Source organism: Enterobacter sp. PI-10 (assembly GCF_027947695.1).
GTDB lineage: Bacteria > Pseudomonadota > Gammaproteobacteria > Enterobacterales > Enterobacteriaceae > Enterobacter > Enterobacter vonholyi.
The window spans coordinates 138404-158669 of sequence record NZ_JAJNOG010000002.1 but is presented as its reverse complement, the minus strand read 5'-3'; the positions used below and the strand labels follow the sequence as shown (position 1 = coordinate 158669).

Genomic DNA, 20266 nt, shown 5'->3' with positions numbered 1-20266 from the left:
CATGAGCCAGGTTAAAGAGGTTATTGTCCAGGGGTTGTGGAAGAACAACTCCGCGCTGGTACAGCTTCTGGGCATGTGCCCCCTGCTGGCGGTGACATCCACCGCCACCAACGCGCTCGGTCTGGGTCTGGCAACCACGCTAGTATTGACCCTGACCAACCTCTCCATCTCTGCCCTGCGACGCTGGACGCCGTCGGAAATTCGTATTCCGATTTACGTCATGATCATTGCGTCGGTGGTCAGTATTGTTCAGATGCTGATTAACGCCTACGCGTTCGGCCTGTACCAGTCGCTCGGGATCTTTATTCCTCTTATCGTCACCAACTGTATCGTCGTTGGGCGTGCGGAAGCGTTCGCGGTGAAAAATAGCCCCGCCATGTCGGCGCTGGACGGTTTTTCCATAGGCATGGGCGCCACCTGCGCCATGTTCGTGCTGGGCTCTCTGCGCGAAATCCTCGGCAACGGTACGCTGTTCGACGGCGCAGATGCCCTGCTGGGCGGCTGGGCCAAAGCCCTGCGCGTTGAAGTGTTCCACACCGATACGCCGTTCCTGCTGGCGATGCTGCCGCCCGGCGCGTTTATTGGCCTTGGCATGATGCTGGCGATAAAATACCTGATTGATGAGAAACGTAAGCGCCGCGCGGCTGAGCGCAGCGTTCTGGAAGGGACACCCGAGAAGGCTTCATGAATAAAGAAAAGCGGATTGCGATCCTGACCCGTCTGCGGGACGAGAACCCGCACCCGACGACGGAGCTGAATTTTACCTCCCCGTTTGAGCTGCTGATCGCGGTGTTGCTCTCTGCACAGGCTACCGATGTGAGCGTCAATAAAGCCACCGCCCTGCTCTATCCGGTCGCCAATACGCCGAAGGCCATGCTGGAGCTGGGCGTGGAAGGCGTGAAGTCGTATATCAAAACCATCGGCCTGTTTAACAGCAAAGCCGAGAACGTCATTAAGACCTGCCGGATCCTGCTGGAACAGCATGGAGGCGAAGTACCGGAAGATCGCGCCGCGCTGGAAGCCTTACCGGGCGTGGGGCGTAAGACTGCCAACGTGGTGCTCAACACCGCGTTTGGCTGGCCCACGATTGCCGTAGATACGCATATATTTCGCGTCTCTAACCGGACCAACTTCGCGCCGGGGAAAAATGTCGAGCAGGTCGAAGAGAAGCTGCTTAAAGTGGTTCCGGCTGAGTTTAAGGTTGATTGCCATCACTGGCTGATTCTGCACGGTCGTTACACGTGTATTGCCCGTAAGCCTCGCTGCGGCTCCTGTATTATTGAAGATCTCTGCGAATACAAAGAAAAAGTGTATCCCTGAATGTCACAATCCCTTACCAAAAGAAGGGCTACCAGAAGCCCTTCTTTTGCCCGCTATTTGTCCGCCTTTCGTTTACCCTCACCTGTCACTTCTTCGGTTGTTTAACGCTCAAACAGGTTAATAGTTTTTTCATAGCCAAAAATTTCTATACATCTGTGATCGCGATCACCCTGATAACTTCATGTTGTATTTTTGTTTTCAAAATCAACCTAAACCCTTTATCTGACAAGACACTCTTCTTTTTTTGCCGACGATAAGACCATCTATTTTTCAGAATATGGGCTATATCACTGCCAGAAGCGGCAAATAGCAGAACATATCGCCAAACACCGGTCCTGATGGCTCTCTGCCAGTCGAAAAAACTACCTTTACACATCGTATAAAATTTAACGCTGAATAACATTTGCATGAACCGACGATTATACCACTTCAGATATATGTAACAGATTATTACAAACGTATTGCCAGATGGGGCAGGATAGTGAACATTACCCGCCGTTTCTCCTCCCAATATAACTATAAGGCGTATGGACTACGGCCATCACGCTATGAACACCCCCGTTAATATGGGATGTAAAAAAAGAGGTATATGTGTCTACTGCAAACAATAAACCAACAGATGAAAGCGTGAGTCTTAACGCTTTTAAACAGCCTAAAGCGTTCTATCTCATCTTCTCTATCGAGTTATGGGAGCGTTTTGGTTATTACGGCCTGCAAGGGATCATGGCGGTTTACCTGGTCAAACAGCTGGGTATGTCTGAAGCTGATTCCATCACGCTGTTCTCCTCCTTCAGTGCCCTTGTCTATGGTCTGGTTGCTATCGGCGGCTGGCTGGGTGATAAAGTTCTGGGTACTAAGCGCGTCATTATGCTGGGCGCTATTGTACTGGCAATTGGCTATGGTCTGGTGGCATGGTCAGGGCACGATGCCGCTGTCGTGTATATGGGTATGGCGACGATCGCCGTGGGTAACGGTCTGTTCAAAGCGAACCCGTCTTCCCTACTCTCTACCTGCTACAGCAAAGATGACCCGCGTCTGGACGGTGCATTTACCATGTACTACATGTCCATCAACATCGGTTCATTCTTCTCGATGCTGGCAACCCCATGGCTCGCCGCGAAATTCGGCTGGAGCGTGGCGTTTGCGCTGAGCTTCGTGGGTATGCTGATCACCGTTGTGAACTTCCTGTTCTGCCGCAGCTGGGTGAAAGACTACGGTTCAAAACCTGACTTCGAGCCTGTACACATGGGCAAACTGCTGGCGACTATCGTGGGCGTTGTTGTCCTCGCGGCAATCGCCACCTGGCTACTGCACAACCAGGGTATCGCTCGCGCCGTTCTGGGCGTAGTTGCGCTGGGTATCGTGGTTATCTTTGCGAAAGAAGCGTTCGCCATGCAGGGTGCTGCCCGCCGCAAGATGATTGTGGCGTTCATTCTGATGCTGGAAGCGATTATCTTCTTCGTGCTGTACAGCCAGATGCCAACCTCTCTGAACTTCTTCGCCATTCGTAACGTTGAGCACTCTATTCTGGGCATCGCGTTCGAGCCGGAGCAGTATCAGGCGCTGAACCCGTTCTGGATCATGATTGGTAGCCCGATTCTGGCCGCTATCTATAACAAGATGGGTGACCGTCTGCCAATGCCGCACAAGTTCGCAATCGGTATGGTACTGTGCTCAGGCGCGTTCCTGGTGCTGCCGCTGGGTACCAAGTTTGCCACTGACGCAGGCATCGTCTCCGTTAACTGGCTGATCCTGAGCTACGCGCTGCAGTCTATCGGCGAACTGATGATCTCCGGTCTGGGTCTGGCGATGGTTGCACAGCTGGTGCCGCAGCGTCTGATGGGCTTCATTATGGGTAGCTGGTTCCTGACCACTGCCGGTGCGGCAATCATTGCGGGTAAAATTGCGAACCTGATGGCTGTGCCTGAAAACGTCACTGACCCACTGGTCTCCCTGAACGTCTACGGTACCGTGTTCATGCAGATTGGTATCGCGACAGCGGTGATCGCTGCGCTGATGCTGCTGACCGCGCCGAAACTGAATCGTATGACTCAGGACGACGACAAGACGGCTGAAGCGACCAAAACCGCTACTGCGTAAGATTATTGAGAAACGACTGAACAGAAGCCGCTAATGCATTAGCGGCTTTTTTTTTAGCCGTTCGCGCACTAACATAGCTGAAACCTCAGCAAAAAGGAGTTACCGATGAAACTGTTCTACAAACCGGGCGCGTGCTCTCTTGCTTCCCATATCACCCTGCGCGAGAGCGGCAAAGATTTCACGCTGGATGGCGTTGATCTGATGAAAAAGCGCCTGGAAAATGGCGATGACTTTCTTGCCATTAACCCGAAAGGACAAGTTCCGGCGCTCCTGCTGGATGACGGTACTCTGCTGACCGAAGGCGTGGCGATTATGCAGTTCCTGGCCGATAGCGTGCCCGATCGCCAGCTGCTGGCACCGGTCAGTACCATTTCTCGCTATAAGACGCTGGAATGGCTGAACTACATTGCCACCGAGTTGCACAAAGGGTTTACCCCCCTGTTCCGCCCGGATACGCCGGAAGAGTTTAAGCCGACCCTGCGTGCGCTTCTTGAGAAAAAGCTGCAGTACGTTAACGAATCACTGAAAGACGAACAGTGGATTGGCGGGTCGCGCTTCACGATTGCCGATGCGTATCTGTTCACCGTGCTGCGCTGGGCTCGTGCGGTTAAGCTGAATCTGGAAGGGTTAGACCACATTGCATCGTATATGAAACGCGTTTCAGAGCGTCCTGCGGTGGCTGCGGCGCTGAAAGCGGAAGGGTTGAACTAACCGAGCGGCCTCTGTTGCCGGGTGGCGCTGCGCTTACCCGGCCTACAAAATTCACAGCCCCTCACGCGCAGCGCCACCCGGTATCGTTTAAAGCCGCGTGGCGCTGAAATAGTGCTCCGGCTTCGCGATACGATCCTGTGCCGCAACCACCTGCAGCTCATATTCCTGCATCTCTTTCGTCGCCATCATAATTTCGTATACTGCCGCAGTCACATGCTCCAGCGCATCGCGCAGCGTTGCCCCCTGAAGTAATTTCACCAGCAGCAGGCCGCTGGTTACATCCCCCACGCCCACCGGCTGGCGTTTGCCAAAATCCACCAGCGGACGGCTGATGTGCCAGGCATCGTCTTTCGTCACCAGCAGCATCTCAAAGCGATCCTGACTTAGCCCTGCGCGTGCGAGATGTTTTACCAGCACAACCTCAGGCCCCTGCGCGATCAGCTCGCGAGATGCAGTTACTGCCTCTTCTACGCTGTTAACCGGATGCTCGCAGAGGATCTCCAGTTCTACCAGGTTTGGCGCAATGATATCGCTGGCGGGCAAAGCGTGGCGGACGTGGAACTCCGCAACGCCTGGCGCCACGATGCAGCCTTTTTCCGGATGACCCATAACCGGGTCGCAGAAGTATTTTGCCGACGGATTTGCGGCTTTCACCTGGCGTACGATGCCGAGGATATGCTCCCCCTGCTCCGCTGAACCAAGATAACCGCTCAGTACGGCATCACAGCGCTTGAGCTGGTCGATATCGGCAATGCCCTGCACAACCTCGGTAAGGTGCGAAGGCGGCATCACGCAGCCGGTCCATTTGCCGTACTGCGTGTGATTGGAAAACTGGACGGTATTGAGGGGCCAGACGTTGGCGCCGAGGCGACGCATCGGGAATTCCGCTGCGCTATTGCCAGCATGTCCAAAAACGACGTGGGACTGAATGGCGAGGATGTTCTTCATTATTTTCTTACCAAACCCTGAAAAAACAAAAGGGGCGTGGTTTCCCACGCCCCTGGAGACTGTTAATTACTTCCAGCAGACAAGGCAGTAGTTTTTCTTGCCGCGACGCAGCAGGGTGTAACGGCCATACAGACGATCGCCGTCAACGAAGGTGTATTCCGGGTCGGCCTGTTTCTCACCGTTGATGGTGATCGCGTTAGACGCGATGGTTTTACGCGCCTGACCGCGGGAAGGCTGCAGTTCAGAGTCCACCAGCGCCTGCATCAGGTCAGCCCCTTTCTCCATCTCAACCATTGGCACGCCGTCCTGCGCCAGCTGTTCAAAGTCCGCTTCGCTCAGATCGCTCAGGGTGCCGTTAAACAGGCTAGCGGTAATGCGTTTTGCCGCGGCCAGACCTTCTTCACCGTGAACCAGTTTGGTCACTTCATCCGCCAGCACGTACTGCGCGCGTGGCGCTTTACCGCTGTTCTTATCTTCTTCTTCCAGCGCGTTGATCTCTGCGATATCCATGAAGGTGAAGAACTTCAGGAAGCGATAAACATCGGCATCCGCCGTGTTGATCCAGAACTGGTAGAATTTGTACGGACTGGTTTTCTTCGGATCGAGCCATACCGCGCCGCCCTCAGTCTTACCAAATTTGGTGCCGTCTGCTTTGGTAATCAGCGGAACGGTCAGACCAAACACCTGGTTCTGGTGCAGACGACGGGTCAGATCGATACCGGAGGTGATGTTGCCCCACTGGTCAGAACCGCCAATCTGCAGGGAAACGCCGTGCAGTTTGTTCAGGCAGGCAAAGTCATACCCCTGCAGCAGGTTGTAGGAGAACTCGGTAAAGGAGATACCCTGGTCGTCACGGTTAAGACGCTGCTTCACGGCCTCTTTGTTAATCATCTGGTTAACAGAGAAGTGCTTGCCGATGTCACGCAGGAAGGTCAGCACGTTCATGCTGCCAAACCAGTCGTAGTTGTTCGCGGCAATCGCGGCGTTATCGCCACAGTTGAAGTCGAGGAACGGCGCAACCTGTTTGCGGATCTTATCCACCCACTCTTGCACGGTATCTTCGGTGTTCAGTTTACGCTCAGCGGCTTTAAAGCTTGGGTCACCAATCAGACCGGTAGCGCCGCCCACCAGGGCAACAGGCTTATGGCCCGCCATCTGGAAGCGTTTCAGGCATAACAATGGAACAAGATGCCCCAAATGCAAGCTGTCAGCGGTGGGATCGAAGCCGCAATAGAGCGCGATCGGGCCTTGCGCCAGTCGCTCTGCTAACGCTTCCTCGTCCGTCACCTGGGCCACGAGGCCCCGCTCTTGCAATTGTTTAATCAAGTTACTGCTTGCCATCAAATTCTCCATGTATAAACGACTGCACCTTTGCCGGTACACGACTTTTCGCCTGATGCGAAAGGACCCATAGAATAAAGCGCAAGCGCGGCGTGCGCTAGCGCTTAAATCAACAAATTTCGGGGATTACGGTGCCAGTCTGTCGATTTTCCAGCCGCCATTCTCGCGCTGGTATAAAAAGCGGTCGTGCAGGCGATGTTCGCCCCCCTGCCAGAACTCAATCTGATCTATCGGGATGCGGAAACCACCCCAGAAGCTCGGCAGCGGGATTTCACCCTGCTGGAACTTCTGCTTCAGCTCCAGGAATTTACTTTCCAGCACGCCGCGGGCGGAAATGCGGCTCGACTGTTTTGATACCCAGGCGCCAATCTGGCTGTCACGCGGGCGGCTGTGGAAATACTTCACCACTTCCAGCGTCGAAAGACGTTCCGCTTTGCCGGTCACCATGACCTGACGTTCCAGCATGTGCCACGGGAACAGCAGGCTGATACGCGGATTGTTTTCCAGATGGTGCGCTTTGCGGCTGCCAAGGTTGGTGTAGAACACCAGTCCTTTCTCGTCATAATGCTTGAGCAATACGATGCGCTGATAGGGTTGACCGTTTTCATCCACCGTCGCGACAACCATGGCCGTTGGGTCGGCGAGCTTCGCTTCGCAGGCCTGTTTCAGCCAGCGTTCAAAAAGTACGAGGGGTTCAGCGGGAAGATCCTGGCGACGCAGGCCGCCTTTGGTGTATTCACGGCGCAGATGCGCAATTTGCTGCAGTTCGTCGTTATCTGACATGGCGTTAGCTGACATTGAGAGTGGGTGGCGCTATTGTGCGCCGCCCCTGTAAAAATCTCAACGCTTCGGATTTTCAAGCTGGCAATTGTTCAGCACAATGCGGTCGCGTTTGTAGACCGTGGCGCTGTCGCCTTTCGACCAGAAGACATAGATACCGTCGGTGTAGCGGGCGCCTGAGGCTGACATGCCCTGCTTCAGCGTAAGCAATTTATTGTCGTAAACAAAACTGGCTTCCTGGCGTGGATTGTTCAGCTTAACGGTCAGCGGTTTTTCGTCGCAGCGATACTCCAGCGTATCGGTCTGCATGCGCTCAAGGAGCTGGTTGTAGACGCTGCATCCTGACAGCAACAAAGGAGCGGCAATAAGAAGAAGTTTTTTCATGGGCGTATTCCGAAGACTTTCCTGGTCCTGGAGGGCATGTCCGCCCTCCTGTTTCGTTCCATTCTAACGGCGACGCACCGCGCTGAATTTCAGTTAACTCTGATTATGACGCGGATTCGCCGGGAAAATCGCCCCAAGAACGCTCGCCTCGCGAGCACCGGTTACCGACGGCAAATTACCCGGCAGCCCGGCAATGGTGCGCCAGGCAAGCCAGGCGAAAGCCAGCGCCTCCATGTCATCCCCGCTGATGCCAGCCTCATCGGTCGTAGACACTTCGGTACCCGGCAGTAGCCCCGCAAGACGCGCCATCACCAGCGGGTTACGGCTTCCCCCGCCGCACACCAGCAGGCGTTCGCATCCGCCGCTGAGGAGCACCTGTTCGGAAATCGACACGGCCGTGAGCTCGGCAAGCGTCGCCTGGACATCCTGCGGTGCAAGCGCCGGGAATGACGCCAGCTGGCGCTCAAGCCAGCCAAAGTTGAAGTATTCACGCCCCGTACTTTTCGGTGCCGGTAAGGCAAAATAAGGGTCGCTCAGCATGGACTGCAGCAGCGGGATAATCACCTTACCCTCGCTCGCCCACTCCGCGTTTTTATCATAAGGTTGACCGCACTGACGCCATATCCAGGCATCCATCAGCATATTGCCCGGGCCGGTATCGTAGCCGCGCACCGGCTGCCCCGGGATCAGCATCGACAGATTGGCGATCCCACCAATGTTGAGCACCATACGACGTTCTGAAGGGTGCGCCAGTAGCGCCTGATGGAACGCAGGCACCAGCGGCGCGCCCTGTCCGCCAAGGGCGATATCGCGACGACGGAAATCGCCAACCACCGTCACGCCCGTCTTCGCCACAATCTGGTTGTTATCACCGATTTGCAGCGTATGCGGGGCATCTCCTCCGGGTTCATGCCAGACCGTTTGTCCATGACACCCGATGGCCACCACATCCTGCGGGCGAAGATGTTCTTTCTGCATTAAAGCCAACACCGCATCCGCAAACAGCGCCCCCAGGCGAACATCAAGCTGTCCAAGCTGGGAGAGGGTCAGCTGCTGCCCCTGACAAATGCTCAGAATATCCTCTTTCAGTGAAATGGGGATTGGCCAGGTCAGGCTCGCCTGCTGTGCCACCATGTTTTCGTCAATGGCGGCCAGAACGACATCTACCCCATCCAGACTGGTGCCTGACATCACACCAATGTAGCGACCCGATTTCATGCGCTTTCCTTACGTTGCGTGGGCTAAGGATACCCACTCAACCATAAACGGCGCAGCTTTGCCATCCGGCGATAATATTTTTTAACAATGTCAGACGCGTAACGCGGGCGGTTCCTGTTTATCTCTCGTTAAGTCAAATTCAAGTACAATTTTCTTATTGTTAGTGCAAAGATATGAACTATGGCCCCTTATGCCATATAATTTAGCCATAACGGATGCCCCAACCGGGCGTTTTTGGTGAACAGGAGATTCAAATGATTTTACGTGTACTGGGCGTTTCGCTGATTGGTTTAACTCTGGCTGGCTGTGTGAATGACAATTCACTCTCTGGCGACGTTTACAGCGCTTCTGAAGCGAAACAGGTTCAGAACGTAACTTACGGTACCGTTGTTAACGCACGCCCTGTACAGATCCAGGGTGGCGATGAAAACAACGTGATGGGCGCAATCGGCGGTGCCGTCCTGGGTGGTTTCCTGGGCAATACCGTCGGCGGTGGCACTGGCCGCTCGCTGGCGACGGCCGCAGGCGCCGTTGCAGGTGGTGTAGCTGGCCAGGGCGTTCAGGGCGCAATGAACAAAACTCAGGGCGTAGAGCTGGAAATTCGTAAAGACGATGGCAGCACTATCATGGTTGTCCAGAAACAAGGCAACACTCGCTTCTCTGCAGGCCAGCGCGTCGTTCTGGCAAGCAACGGAAGCCAGGTGACCGTTTCTCCACGTTAATTAAAAATGGATGTGGTCATCGGACCACATCCATTTACAATATATATCACTCCCACAAATATATTTACAAAATAAATTCACCCCGCCAATTTTTAACCACATCATATATTGTTTTTGCGCAAAGTATTTAGCAGGCTAATTGATTAAACTCTCGCAATTACCTCACCTTAATTCATTATAAAGCCATTAAAAACGTATATGTTTTCTAATCATCGTTCCGTAAAGGGTCGTTATACCTCGTTCTGTCTGGGTTGTATTGTTGTCATTGGCATATTACACGCCCTGTTTTCGAAAATTGCCGAATGGGTACCTAGCTTCTCGTCTCATTTGTTCCCTACGCTCACCATTTTTTTGCTGGTGTTTAACCTGTTTATTGCCTTCTTTATGGCAATGAAATACTGGTGTGACCGAAAACGGTTGTATCTGGTAGCGATCGCTTTTGCCTTTGCCGGGGCGGCATCGCTGATGGTCGGAACGTTGTCCTGCTTTCCCGCCTGGCTGGACCTCTATCAGTTCAACGCTGTAAACTACAACGATGCGATGATCTTCTATATGTTCCGCCATCTTTTAATGGCGGTGCTAATAATCGTTTCGGCAATACTCTATACCACGCGCAATTGTCCTCTTTCACGACTGGCGCATATCCTTATTGTGGGCGGCGAGTTTCTCTTTACCGTCTTTGCAGTAGGGTTGGCCTGGATGTATTCCAGTCACTCTTCATTTTTATCCATTGATCTGGTGGATAATGAAACCCGTGAGTTTATGGTTCTCTGGAGCCACTTCATTAATATTGCATTAATTGCACTCTGGGTGGTGACATTAGGAACGCTGATGTTTATTACGCGCATACGCAACTTATTCTGGGTGGGCGGTAATTTTCTGTGCGTCTGCTATATCGTCACGCTCACAATGCTGTTAGCGGGTGGAAATGTCGAAGATATCTCCTGGTATCGCGCCCGCTTATTTGAGACTGTCGCCACGCTGCTGCTCATTTTTGTTCTGCTCTACGATGTTTTCAGGCTGTATCGCGACTCGCACGCCAAGTATCAGCAGTCGTACCAGAACTCAATTCGCGACCCGCTGACGCGCCTTTATAACCGCAGCTATTTTTATGAAACATTAAAGCAGGCGCTGGATATCGCCAAACCCAGCCGCCCTGTTTCCGTCATCGTCAGCGATCTCGATCGCTTCAAGCGTATCAACGACACCTACGGGCATCTTCAGGGCGACAAAGTCCTGCAGTTTGTCGCTAACCTGCTGATGGATTCCGTACGCCCGCAGGACATCGCGGCCCGTATCGGTGGTGAGGAGTTTGTTCTGATGCTGGCCAACACCTCATCAGAAGCAGCGCACCAGGTGGCGGAGCGCATACGGTTAAATCTGAGCAGCTTCGATAACACCAGCAGCGGCGGTCAACTACCGGAGCCAGTCACCATCAGCATGGGGGTGTATACGGCGACGTCACCCGCGATAGCCGCAGAAACGTGCGTGGAAAACGCCGACAAAGCGATGTATGAAGCGAAGGAGACGGGACGTAATCGTGTGGTCGTCTTTAAATAAAAAAAGGCCTTGCTGCTGCAAGGCCTTCGTGTTTATTAGTCGCGAGAATGCAGCTCATGGATGTTTTGCTCAAGGCGAGCAATAAGGCTGATGAGCATTTCCAGCTCCGCGGGTGAAACGCCTGACAGGATTTCACCGCGCGTCCTGGTGATCACGGCTTCCATTTCCGTGATGATTGGCGCCGCTTTCTCGGTGAGTTTAATCCGCTTGGCGCGACGATCGCTGGCGCAGGTTTGCCGCGAGATCAACCCCTTCTCTTCCAGCTGGTCAAGCGTGCGCACCAGCGACGGTTGCTCAATCCCTATCGCTTTTGCCAGCTGAATTTGCGACTGATCGGGCGGCAGCTGATGGATGTTGTGCAGCGTGACCCAATGCGTCTGTGTGAGTTCCAGAGGTTTCAGGCGATGGTCAATCAGAGCACGCCAGACGCGTACCAACCTTGCCAGATCAGAACCTAATGGCGATTCCAATTTCATCTCCTTATAATTAGCTTGCTAAGTTATTATACTGATTTTAGAATAGTGTGCAGCATTTGTATTGCCAAAACAAATGCAATACTGCATTCATCGAACTTAAAAGTATGACTTACACTGAATTGTGATGCTTCATCATACTAAGACAAGCCAACGCGGCATTCTGTTCACTGCAAAGGATTTCTGCCCGTGACGTTTTTTCATCGCTCAGAGGGGTTGCCCCTTCAGGACCTGATCTTCGGTGCGTCAGTCTATTTTCCTCCGCTGTTTAAGGCCGTTCTGGTGGGTTTTCTGCTCTGGCTCATCGCGCATCGTCTGCTTCGCGACTGGATGTACTCCGGTGAAATCTGGCATCCCATGCTGATGGATCTTTCCCTGTTTGCCCTTTCCGTATGCCTGGGCCTTGCCGTTTTGACTGTGTGGTGAATATGTCCCTGAAAACGCTAAAGTACTTTTCCACCCTGTTTGTCCTTGCCCTCGCGCTGGTTGCGGGGTGGTGGATGTGGAATTTTTATATGCAGTCGCCCTGGACGCGTGACGGCAAAGTTCGCGCTGAACAGGTCAGCATTACTCCTCAGGTGTCGGGAAGTATCACAACGCTTTTAGTTAAGGATAACCAGTTTGTCAAAAAGGGGGACGTTTTATTCCGTATCGACGATACCCCGTACCACATTGCGATTCTGAACGCCCAGGCCCAGCTGGCAAAAGCCCAGTCGGATCTGGCAAAGGCCAACAACGAGGCCAATCGCCGCCGTCACCTGTCGCAAAACTACATCTCAGCGGAAGACTTAGATACCGCCAATATCAACGTGAAGGCAATGCAGGCTAACGTCAACGTGGCGGAGGCGACGCTGAAGCAGGCGCAGTGGCAGCTGACCCAAACCGTGATTACAGCACCTGTCGATGGATGGGTGACCAACCTCTCCGCCCGCGTGGGGAATTATGCCACCACGGGACAACCGATATTCGCCCTCGTCGACAGTCACTCCTTCTACGTCGTGGGCTATTTCGAAGAGACCAAGCTTCGGCATATTCGCGAGGGCTCGCCAGCCGCGATAACGCTTTACAGCGGCTCTAAGAGGTTACAGGGTCACGTATCCAGCGTTGGCCGTGCCATTTACGATCAAAGCGTTGAAACGGATTCAGGTCTTGTGCCGGACATTAAGCCGAACGTGCCCTGGGTACGTCTGGCCCAGCGCGTTCCGGTTCGCGTGGAGTTTGACCGTTTACCGCAGGACATTACGCTGGTGTCCGGCACCACCTGCACAGTCTCCATCGGAACCCGTTAATGAAGCTGCAGGGGATCGCCTGGCAAAACACGCCGTGGATGAAAGCGACGCGCCCACAGTGGCGCTACGCCCTACGTAACGGCATTGCCATGTGTCTGGCGCTGACCGTCGCCTATTACCTGAACCTGGATGAGCCCTACTGGGCGATGACGTCTGCGGCGGTGGTTAGTTTCCCAACGGTGGGCGGGGTGATCAGTAAAAGCCTTGGCCGTATCGCAGGCAGCCTGCTGGGCGCCACCGCAGCGTTAATTATCGCCGGGCATACGCTGAACGATCCGTGGCTGTTCCTGCTCAGTATGGCGGCATGGCTGGGGGGCTGTACCTGGGCCTGCGCCCATTTTACAAATAACGTCGCCTACGCTTTTCAGCTGGCGGGCTATACCGCCGCCATTATCGCCTTTCCGGTAGTTAACGTGCTCGACACCACCGAGCTGTGGAATATCGCCCAGGCGCGCGTCTGTGAAGTGATTGTCGGGATCCTCAGCGGCGGCTTTATGATGATGATCCTCCCCAGCACATCCGACGGCACAACGCTTATCACTGCGCTAAAAACCATGCACACCCGGCTACTGGAACACGCGAGCCTGCTGTGGCAACCGGATAACAGCGACGATATCCGCCTCGCGCATGAAAAGGTTATCGGACAGATTCTGACGATGAATCTGTTGCGTATTCAGGCGTTCTGGAGTCACTACCGCTTTCGCCGCCAGAACACCCTGCTTAACTATTTGCTGCATCAGCAGCTGCGCATGACCAGCGCCATATCCAGCCTGCGCCGGATGCTGCTCAACTGGCCGACGCCTCCGGATAACACCCGTGCCGTTATCGAAACGCTGCTCGCGGCACTTGCGCGCCCGGATGCGGACATCTACACCGTTGCGAAGATCATCGCCCCGCTCGCCCCTGTTGATGAGTACGACTACCGCCATCGCGCCTTCTGGCAGCGCCTGAATTACTTCTGCCGTCTGTACCTGCGCAGCAGCCGCTGGATTATGGCCGTCGAGAATGCGACCCCATTGACGGAGTTCAACGTCCCCGGCAGCCCGGCACTTGCACGCCATACCGACTATCTTGAAGCGTTGTGGAGCGGTTTTCGCACCTTCTGTGCGCTGATGCTGGTGGGAGCATGGAGCATTACCACGCAGTGGGAGTCCGGTACGGCGGCCCTGACGCTTGCCGCCATCAGCTGCGTGCTTTACTCCGTCGCGGCATCGCCGTTCAACTCTCTGACTCTCCTGTTGCGCACGCTGGTGCTGCTATCGCTGTTCAGCTTCGTGGTGAAATTTGGCCTGATGGTGCAGATAAGCGATCTTTGGCAGTTCCTGCTGTTCCTGTTTCCCCTGTTGACCACCATGCAGCTTCTGAAGCTGCAGATGCCGAAGCTGGCGGGCCTCTGGGGACAGCTGATTGTCTTTATGGGCTCGTTTATCTCCGTAACGAATCCGCCGGTTTATGATTACGCCGACTTTCTCAATGACAACCTGGCAAAGATCCTTGGCGTGGGGCTGGCGTGGCTGGCATTCGCGGTGTTGCGTCCCGGCTCCGATGCACGCAAGAGCCGCAGGCATATCCGGGAGTTACGCAGAGGGTTTGTCGACCAGCTCAGCCGTAAACCACACATGAGTGAAAACGAATATGAATCGCTGGTTTATCATCACGTCAGCCAGCTGAACAGCAGCCAGGACGCACTTTCCCGGCGCTGGCTGCTGCGCTGGGGCGTGGTGCTGTTGAACTGCTCGCACGTGGTCTGGCAGCTTCGCGGGTGGGAAACGCGTTCCGACCCGCTATCGCAGGTTCGTGATGTTTGCATATCCCTGCTGCGCGATGTGATGAGCGAACGCGGTGTTCAGCAGCGCCCGCTGGCAACCACGCTGAATGAACTGCAGCGGATCTGCGATACGCTTGCACAGCATCATCTGCCCGCAGCCCGTGATTTGGCCTCGATAATCTGGCGGCTGCACTGCTCGCTGTCGCAGCTGGAGCAGGCACCACCGCCGGGAACGATTGGAGATCATATCACGCCGCACGCATAGCGTGCCCCTCCGCCGCCAAGCGGTTTAGGCCGATCGGACATATTGTCGCCGCCGACATGGATCATCAGCGCTTTGCCTTTCACCTCATCCAGCTTTTTCAGACGCGGCGCGACGACGGGTTCGGTGGCTTTACCGTCGTTATTGACCACCAGCACGGGCAGATCGCCTAAATGCCCCATTCCATCCGGGCCTTCATGCTTACCGGAATGCTGGGGATCGAGGTGCCCCCCTGCCGCTTCCGCCGCCGACGGTTTACCTTCTTTTAAAGCGGGCTGACAGCTGCCTTTGGCATGAACATGGAAACCATGCTCACCGGGCGGGAGTGCTTTGAGGCTGGGGGCAAACTCCAGTCCTTTATCGGTTTCCGTGATTTTCACCGTTCCGATGGACTGACCCACTCCTTGTGGGGTGACGAGATTCATTTCCACTTCATCGCTGGCTGCCTGCGCCCCTGCGCAAACAACCAGCGTGATCAGTGCCAGAGCAAAACGCTTCATATGACCTCCGCGGGTTATTTTTTGCCCCTTAAGTGTATACCAGGGGCAAAGATTTCACCGGAAAGTCACCTTCTGGCGGTTTATGGCACGTCGTAACCCAGAGCGGCTTTGCGGATGCGGAACCACTGCTGGCGGGTCATCTGCAGCTCTTCAGCGGCCAGTGCAGAACGCACGCGTTCTATTTTGCCGGAACCGATAATGGGCAGCGGTTTTGACGGCAGGCGCAGGATCCACGCGTAAACCACCTGTTCGATGCTTTCCGCGTTCAGTTCGCGGGCGATCGTCTCAAGCTCGTTGCGCAGCGGCTGGAATTCATCATCATTAAACAGGCGTCCGCCCCCCAGGCAGGACCAGGCCATCGGGCGAATGCGCAGCTGTTGTAGCTGATCGAGGGTACCATCCAGCAGCAGCGGCTGGTGAACCGGGGAGATCTCAACCTGGTTTGTGGCCAGGGTAAACGGCAGACGAGACTGAAGAAGCGCAAACTGCGCCGGGGTAAAGTTAGAAACGCCGAAATGACGCACTTTCCCACTCTGATGCAGGTTCAGGAAAGCTTCGGCCACCTCGTCAGCATCCATCAGCGGGTCGGGGCGGTGGATTAACAGCAGGTCGATACGATCGGTCGCCAGATTGACCAGCGACTGCTCGGCGCTCTTGATGATATGCGCGCTGTCGGTGATGTAATGACCGAGGGCGTGTTCAGGTTTTGCCGTGGTGGCGATCCCACACTTCGTGACAATTTCCATGCGATCGCGCAGTGCCGGAACCAGCTTAAGCGCCTCGCCGAACGCGGCCTCGCACTGGTAGCCACCGTAAATATCAGCATGATCGACCGTGGTGATGCCTAAATCGAGGTGCTCTTCAATAAAGCTCGCCAGCTGGAGCGGAGACATATTCCAGTCCATCAGGCGCCAGTAGCCCATCACAAAACGGGAGAATTCTGGCCCCTGGGGGGCAAGGGTAATTCGCTGAACCATAACATTTTCCTCAAGGACGTGATGTCATGAGTATACGCAATTACCGTGTTAAAAAAGTGAAGGTTGCTGGGGTTCTTCGGTCTCACCCGCTTTGTTTGCGCGTATTTTGCGCAGAAGGCGCTGTCGACAGAGGCGTAGTACCTCCTGCTTTTGCGTGTCGCTAAAGTTTTGCCAGTTGAAACGCTCGTCACGGGTACGCATGCATCCACGGCAATATCCGCGTTCATCCACCTGACAAATACCCCGGCACGGGCTCTGGATGGGGAAAAACTCCAGCTGCTCTGCCACACTCACCTCCAGATAGCCACTCTCACCTACAGTGAAGACGCTAAACGCGCCACGTGCAAGGCCTATATCACAGATTTGTGGCATTAAGGTTTCACTAATCTTCCCTCTCTATACTCGGCCCATCATGACAATAACAGGTTTACCGATCGATGTGGTCAATCAAAAAGTTACACTGTAACGACATTAAATTTACTCTGGGTTGTGCTCTCTTCTTTACGTTAATCAACGGGCTGTTTATCCAGCGCAGCTGGGCCATCATCGGCCCAGTCCATCTGCACGACTTCCTCTTTGCCGCCTCCGTACCGCTGGTGCTGTTTTGCGGCTGGGTGATTGTCTTTAGCCTGCTTAATATCCCGTATATCCGTAAACCGCTGCTGATTGTTTTAACCATCGGTTGCGCCGCTGCGACGTATTTTATGTACACCTACGGCGCGGTGATCGATCAGAATATGATTGTGAACGTCTTCGAAACCAACTCTCAGGAAGCGACCGCCCTGGTGACCCCGCAGATGATTCTGTGGATTGTTATCGCAGGCCTCGTTCCCTCGGTGGTGCTGGCTCTTACCCGCATTCGTACCGGGAAATGGTGGTATGCCCTGCTGACGCGGGTTGCCGCGATGCTCGGCGCTCTGCTGGTGATTATCCTGGTGGCCGCGCTGTTTTATAAAGATTACGCGTCGCTTTTCCGCAATAACAAAAGCATCGTCAAAATGGTCACTCCGGCGAACTATGTCAGCGCCGTGGTGAAGTACAGCAAGATGCGCTGGTTTGCCGGCGATCAGACGCTGGTGCGGATTGGTGAAGATGCCCATAAAGGGCCACTGATTTCCGGTCAACAAAAGAAAACCGTTCTGGTGCTTGTCGTCGGCGAAGCGTCTCGCGCGGCAAACTACTCCCTGAACGGTTACGATCGTGAAACCAACCCGGAGCTAAAAAAGCAGGATGTGATTAACTTCCCGCAGGCCTCCTCATGCGGCACTGAAACCGCGGTTTCCGTTCCGTGCATGTTCTCCGGCATGACGCGCAGCAAGTACGATGCCGACCTGGCACACCATCAGGAAGGTCTGCTCGATGTGCTGAAGCATGCGGGAATCAATCTGCTGTGGCGCGACAACGATGGCGGGTGTAAAGGTGCCTGCGATCGCATCCCCCATACCGATATGACGCAGTGGAATCTGGATCAGTTCTGCAAAGATAAATCCTGTATTGACGACGTGAACTTCTACCGTCTGGACAACGTGCTGGATGGCGTGAAGCAAGATACGGTGCTGGTTATCCACCTGATGGGGAGTCATGGACCGGCGTACTATCGCCGTTACCCGGACAATTTCCGGAAATTCACCCCAACCTGCGACACCAATGAAATTCAGGATTGCGACCATCAGGCGCTGGTAAACACCTATGACAACACTATCCTCTATACCGACAGCATGGTCAGCAAAACCATTGATGCGCTGAAAGCGCGACAGGCAAGCATGAACACCGCGCTGATTTACCTTTCGGATCACGGTGAATCACTGGGTGAAAGCGGTATTTATCTGCACGGCACGCCGTACATGCTGGCGCCGGAGCAGCAAACGCATATTCCGTTTATGTTCTGGCTGTCACCGGATTATGCAAAAAACTTTGGCATCAACGGACAGTGTTTGCGTGACCAGGCAGCAAAAAATGCGGTTTCCCAGGACAATTTGTTCTCAACCGTATTGGGTATGATGGACGTGAAATCAACGGTTTATCAACCGCAGCTGGATATACTGAGTGCATGTCGTCAGTAAACTCGCTTGCATTAGACCGAACGGTCTATTAGAGTGCGGCCATGAGCAGAAATACTGAACACGATACCCGCGAACATCTACTGGCAACCGGCGAGCAGCTTTGCATGCATCGCGGGTTTACCGGTATGGGGTTGAGCGAGTTATTAAAAACCGCTGAGGTACCGAAGGGGTCGTTTTATCACTACTTCCGGTCCAAAGAGGCCTTTGGCGTGGCGATGCTGGAGCGTCATTATGCTGGCTACCACCAGCGTCTGGCGACCCACTTTGCGTCGGGTGAGGGGAACTACCGGGATCGTGTTCTGAATTACTATCAGGAAACGCTGAACCAGTTCTGTCAGCAGGGCATTATCAGCGGATGCCTGACGGTCAAACTGTCTGCCGAAGTGTGCGATCTTTCCGAAGATATGCGCTCGGCGATGGATAAGGGTGCCCGCGGCGTAATCGCCCTGCTGGCCCAGGCGCTGGAAAAAGGCCGCGAAGAAAAAACGCTGGCCTTTTCCGGCGACCCCTTAATGCAGTCTCAGGTGCTCTACTCCCTCTGGTTAGGAGCCAACCTGCAGGCAAAAATTTCGCGCAGTGCCCTGCCGCTGGAAAGCGCACTGGCACATGTGAAAAACAGTATTACTGCGCCAGGCGTATAACGGGCGCTTTTTATTTACCTTATTACTAGTCGACTGGTCTACTCAGGAGTCTTTATGTCAGCTGAAAAACTGTTTACCCCATTGAAAGTGGGTGCCGTCACGGCGCCAAACCGCGTGTTTATGGCTCCGCTGACCCGTCTGCGCAGCATTGAGCCGGGTGACATCCCCACCCCCCTGATGGGCGAATACTATCGTCAGCGCGCAAGCTCTGGCCTGATCATTACGGAAGCCACACAGATTTCTGCTCAGGCGAAGGGTTATGCGGGCGCGCCGGGCCTTCACAGCCCGGAACAGATCGCCGCATGGCAGAAAATTACCGCAGGCGTTCACGCTGAAGAGGGTCGCATTGCGGTCCAGCTGTGGCATACCGGTCGTATCTCTCACAGCAGCATTCAGCCTGGCGGCCAGGCTCCGGTCTCCGCTTCGGCCCTGAGTGCAAATACCCGCACTTCCCTGCGTGATGAAAACGGTAATGCGATCCGCGTGGATACCTCTATGCCACGTGCCCTGGAGCTGGATGAAATCCCGGGTATCGTTAACGACTTCCGCCAGGCAGTGGCCAACGCTCGTGAAGCCGGTTTTGACCTGATTGAGCTGCACTCCGCGCACGGCTACCTGCTGCACCAGTTCCTGTCACCGTCGTCTAACCATCGCACCGACCAGTACGGCGGCAGCGTCGAAAATCGCGCTCGCCTGGTACTGGAAGTGGTTGATGCCGTATGTCAGGAGTGGAGCCCAGATCGTATCGGGATCCGCGTTTCCCCAATCGGTTCTTTCCAGAACGTCGACAACGGTCCGAACGAAGAAGCCGATGCACTGTACCTGATCGAAGAACTGGCTAAACGTGGCATCGCTTATCTGCACATGTCCGAGCCGGACTGGGCCGGCGGCAAGCCATACACTGAGGCTTTCCGTCAGAAAGTGCGCGAACGTTTCCACGGAGTGATCATCGGTGCAGGGGCGTATACGCCGGAGAAAGCCGAAGATCTGATTAATAAAGGGCTGATTGATGCCGTCGCGTTTGGCCGTGACTACATCGCCAACCCGGATCTGGTTGCTCGTCTGCAGAAAAAAGCAGCGCTCAACCCGCAGCGTCCGGAAAGCTTCTACGGCGGCGGCGCGGAAGGCTACACCGACTACCCTTCACTGTAATCTCGCCATTGTTCATTGATAGCGGCGACAGTTCGCCGCTATACTAAAACATCGTTT

The 20266-nt window shown here is 54.6% G+C and carries 21 protein-coding genes; 12 read left to right on the top strand and 9 right to left on the bottom strand.

All coding sequences use genetic code 11. The annotated features are described in order from the left end of the window. The first annotated feature begins 1 nt into the window (after position 1). The 4 genes from LRM19_RS05295 to gstA all read left to right on the top strand — a co-directional run bounded on the left by LRM19_RS05295 (position 2) and on the right by gstA (position 4131). Positions 2 to 688, top strand: coding sequence for an electron transport complex subunit E (locus LRM19_RS05295; protein ID WP_023617347.1), 687 nt, complete (start codon positions 2 to 4; stop codon positions 686 to 688). Further along, entirely contained in the window at positions 685 to 1320 is a 636-nt protein-coding gene (gene nth, locus LRM19_RS05290; RefSeq protein WP_008500570.1) for an endonuclease III, read from the top strand. The genes LRM19_RS05295 and nth overlap by 4 nt, the downstream gene beginning before the upstream one ends. 591 nt (positions 1321 to 1911) lie before the next feature. Beyond that, entirely contained in the window at positions 1912 to 3420 is a 1509-nt protein-coding gene (gene dtpA / locus LRM19_RS05285) for a dipeptide/tripeptide permease DtpA (RefSeq protein WP_063409046.1), read from the top strand. 105 nt (positions 3421 to 3525) lie between these two features. Further along, the gene (gene gstA, locus LRM19_RS05280; protein ID WP_223581976.1) at positions 3526 to 4131 is read left to right on the top strand and encodes a glutathione transferase GstA; all 606 of its coding nucleotides are present in this window, start codon (positions 3526 to 3528) and stop codon (positions 4129 to 4131) included. Between the two features lie 87 nt (positions 4132 to 4218). On the opposite strand, the gene pdxY is transcribed toward gstA, so the two are convergent. The 5 genes from pdxY to anmK form a co-directional block, all read right to left on the bottom strand. After that, the gene (gene pdxY / locus LRM19_RS05275; protein WP_271367738.1) at positions 4219 to 5079 is read right to left on the bottom strand and encodes a pyridoxal kinase PdxY; all 861 of its coding nucleotides are present in this window, start codon (positions 5077 to 5079) and stop codon (positions 4219 to 4221) included. A gap of 66 nt (positions 5080 to 5145) precedes the next feature. Further along, entirely contained in the window at positions 5146 to 6420 is a 1275-nt protein-coding gene (gene tyrS / locus LRM19_RS05270; RefSeq protein WP_080327312.1) for a tyrosine--tRNA ligase, read from the bottom strand. A 126-nt stretch (positions 6421 to 6546) separates the two neighbouring features. Beyond that, a complete protein-coding gene (gene pdxH / locus LRM19_RS05265) occupies positions 6547 to 7203 on the bottom strand; it encodes a pyridoxamine 5'-phosphate oxidase (RefSeq protein WP_111965664.1) in 657 nt (218 codons plus the stop codon). A gap of 57 nt (positions 7204 to 7260) precedes the next feature. Beyond that, positions 7261 to 7584, bottom strand: a complete 324-nt coding sequence (gene mliC / locus LRM19_RS05260; RefSeq protein ID WP_023335447.1) for a C-type lysozyme inhibitor — start codon at positions 7582 to 7584, stop codon at positions 7261 to 7263. Positions 7585 to 7677: 93 nt separating this feature from the next. Beyond that, positions 7678 to 8802 (bottom strand): anhydro-N-acetylmuramic acid kinase, encoded by a 1125-nt coding sequence (anmK, locus tag LRM19_RS05255; protein ID WP_111965663.1) that lies wholly within the window; start codon positions 8800 to 8802, stop codon positions 7678 to 7680. 254 nt (positions 8803 to 9056) lie between these two features. Between anmK and slyB the strand changes: the two genes are divergently transcribed. Continuing rightward, positions 9057 to 9524: an outer membrane lipoprotein SlyB gene (gene slyB, locus LRM19_RS05250; protein ID WP_271367737.1), complete on the top strand. Its 468-nt coding sequence runs from the start codon at positions 9057 to 9059 to the stop codon at positions 9522 to 9524. Positions 9525 to 9722: 198 nt separating this feature from the next. Beyond that, positions 9723 to 11084: a sensor domain-containing diguanylate cyclase gene (locus tag LRM19_RS05245; RefSeq protein WP_271367736.1), complete on the top strand. Its 1362-nt coding sequence runs from the start codon at positions 9723 to 9725 to the stop codon at positions 11082 to 11084. Positions 11085 to 11119: 35 nt separating this feature from the next. Here the strand turns inward: LRM19_RS05245 and slyA are convergent, their stop codons facing one another. Further along, positions 11120 to 11560, bottom strand: coding sequence for a transcriptional regulator SlyA (gene slyA / locus LRM19_RS05240; protein WP_111965661.1), 441 nt, complete (start codon positions 11558 to 11560; stop codon positions 11120 to 11122). Between the two features lie 186 nt (positions 11561 to 11746). On the opposite strand from slyA, the gene LRM19_RS05235 reads away from it, so the two are divergent. The 3 genes from LRM19_RS05235 to LRM19_RS05225 are packed head-to-tail and all read left to right on the top strand — an operon-like array spanning position 11747 to position 14879. Next, on the top strand, positions 11747 to 11983 hold the full coding sequence (locus tag LRM19_RS05235; protein WP_111965660.1) for a DUF1656 domain-containing protein: 237 nt from the start codon (positions 11747 to 11749) through the stop codon (positions 11981 to 11983). 2 nt (positions 11984 to 11985) lie between these two features. Then, positions 11986 to 12846, top strand: a complete 861-nt coding sequence (locus LRM19_RS05230; RefSeq protein WP_271367735.1) for an efflux RND transporter periplasmic adaptor subunit — start codon at positions 11986 to 11988, stop codon at positions 12844 to 12846. Next, positions 12846 to 14879, top strand: a complete 2034-nt coding sequence (locus tag LRM19_RS05225) for an FUSC family protein (protein ID WP_271367734.1) — start codon at positions 12846 to 12848, stop codon at positions 14877 to 14879. Before LRM19_RS05230 ends, LRM19_RS05225 begins: the two co-directional genes overlap by 1 nt. On the opposite strand, the gene sodC is transcribed toward LRM19_RS05225, so the two are convergent. The 3 genes from sodC to LRM19_RS05210 all read right to left on the bottom strand — a co-directional run bounded on the left by sodC (position 14858) and on the right by LRM19_RS05210 (position 16641). Continuing rightward, positions 14858 to 15376, bottom strand: a complete 519-nt coding sequence (sodC, locus tag LRM19_RS05220; RefSeq protein WP_115874864.1) for a superoxide dismutase [Cu-Zn] SodC — start codon at positions 15374 to 15376, stop codon at positions 14858 to 14860. The genes LRM19_RS05225 and sodC overlap by 22 nt on opposite strands. Positions 15377 to 15456: 80 nt before the next feature. Beyond that, the gene (locus LRM19_RS05215) at positions 15457 to 16353 is read right to left on the bottom strand and encodes an aldo/keto reductase (protein ID WP_032638255.1); all 897 of its coding nucleotides are present in this window, start codon (positions 16351 to 16353) and stop codon (positions 15457 to 15459) included. Positions 16354 to 16401: 48 nt separating this feature from the next. Next, on the bottom strand, positions 16402 to 16641 hold the full coding sequence (locus LRM19_RS05210) for a DUF1289 domain-containing protein (RefSeq protein WP_008500587.1): 240 nt from the start codon (positions 16639 to 16641) through the stop codon (positions 16402 to 16404). A gap of 149 nt (positions 16642 to 16790) precedes the next feature. Here LRM19_RS05210 and eptA point away from each other — a divergent pair, with 149 nt between their 5' ends. From eptA to LRM19_RS05195, 3 genes are read left to right on the top strand one after another with little or no spacing between them, the layout of a single operon-like run. Next, the gene (eptA, locus tag LRM19_RS05205) at positions 16791 to 18416 is read left to right on the top strand and encodes a phosphoethanolamine transferase EptA (RefSeq protein ID WP_271367733.1); all 1626 of its coding nucleotides are present in this window, start codon (positions 16791 to 16793) and stop codon (positions 18414 to 18416) included. 41 nt (positions 18417 to 18457) lie between these two features. After that, on the top strand, positions 18458 to 19057 hold the full coding sequence (locus LRM19_RS05200) for a TetR/AcrR family transcriptional regulator (protein WP_111965654.1): 600 nt from the start codon (positions 18458 to 18460) through the stop codon (positions 19055 to 19057). Positions 19058 to 19111: 54 nt separating this feature from the next. After that, the gene (locus LRM19_RS05195; protein WP_115874861.1) at positions 19112 to 20209 is read left to right on the top strand and encodes an alkene reductase; all 1098 of its coding nucleotides are present in this window, start codon (positions 19112 to 19114) and stop codon (positions 20207 to 20209) included. The last annotated feature ends 57 nt before the right edge of the window (positions 20210 to 20266 follow it).

Excerpts from the sequence above, each read along its gene's own strand:
- LRM19_RS05295 (WP_023617347.1), top strand. The coding sequence starts at position 2 with ATGAGCCAGGTTAAAGAGGTTATTGTCCAGGGGTTGTGGAAGAACAAC.
- nth (WP_008500570.1), top strand. The coding sequence starts at position 685 with ATGAATAAAGAAAAGCGGATTGCGATCCTGACCCGTCTGCGGGACGAG.
- gstA (WP_223581976.1), top strand. The coding sequence starts at position 3,526 with ATGAAACTGTTCTACAAACCGGGCGCGTGCTCTCTTGCTTCCCATATC.
- pdxY (WP_271367738.1), bottom strand. The coding sequence starts at position 5,079 with ATGAAGAACATCCTCGCCATTCAGTCCCACGTCGTTTTTGGACATGCT.
- tyrS (WP_080327312.1), bottom strand. The coding sequence starts at position 6,420 with ATGGCAAGCAGTAACTTGATTAAACAATTGCAAGAGCGGGGCCTCGTG.
- pdxH (WP_111965664.1), bottom strand. The coding sequence starts at position 7,203 with ATGTCAGATAACGACGAACTGCAGCAAATTGCGCATCTGCGCCGTGAA.
- mliC (WP_023335447.1), bottom strand. The coding sequence starts at position 7,584 with ATGAAAAAACTTCTTCTTATTGCCGCTCCTTTGTTGCTGTCAGGATGC.
- anmK (WP_111965663.1), bottom strand. The coding sequence starts at position 8,802 with ATGAAATCGGGTCGCTACATTGGTGTGATGTCAGGCACCAGTCTGGAT.
- slyB (WP_271367737.1), top strand. The coding sequence starts at position 9,057 with ATGATTTTACGTGTACTGGGCGTTTCGCTGATTGGTTTAACTCTGGCT.
- LRM19_RS05245 (WP_271367736.1), top strand. The coding sequence starts at position 9,723 with ATGTTTTCTAATCATCGTTCCGTAAAGGGTCGTTATACCTCGTTCTGT.
- slyA (WP_111965661.1), bottom strand. The coding sequence starts at position 11,560 with ATGAAATTGGAATCGCCATTAGGTTCTGATCTGGCAAGGTTGGTACGC.
- LRM19_RS05230 (WP_271367735.1), top strand. The coding sequence starts at position 11,986 with ATGTCCCTGAAAACGCTAAAGTACTTTTCCACCCTGTTTGTCCTTGCC.
- LRM19_RS05225 (WP_271367734.1), top strand. The coding sequence starts at position 12,846 with ATGAAGCTGCAGGGGATCGCCTGGCAAAACACGCCGTGGATGAAAGCG.
- sodC (WP_115874864.1), bottom strand. The coding sequence starts at position 15,376 with ATGAAGCGTTTTGCTCTGGCACTGATCACGCTGGTTGTTTGCGCAGGG.
- LRM19_RS05215 (WP_032638255.1), bottom strand. The coding sequence starts at position 16,353 with ATGGTTCAGCGAATTACCCTTGCCCCCCAGGGGCCAGAATTCTCCCGT.
- eptA (WP_271367733.1), top strand. The coding sequence starts at position 16,791 with ATGTGGTCAATCAAAAAGTTACACTGTAACGACATTAAATTTACTCTG.
- LRM19_RS05200 (WP_111965654.1), top strand. The coding sequence starts at position 18,458 with ATGAGCAGAAATACTGAACACGATACCCGCGAACATCTACTGGCAACC.
- LRM19_RS05195 (WP_115874861.1), top strand. The coding sequence starts at position 19,112 with ATGTCAGCTGAAAAACTGTTTACCCCATTGAAAGTGGGTGCCGTCACG.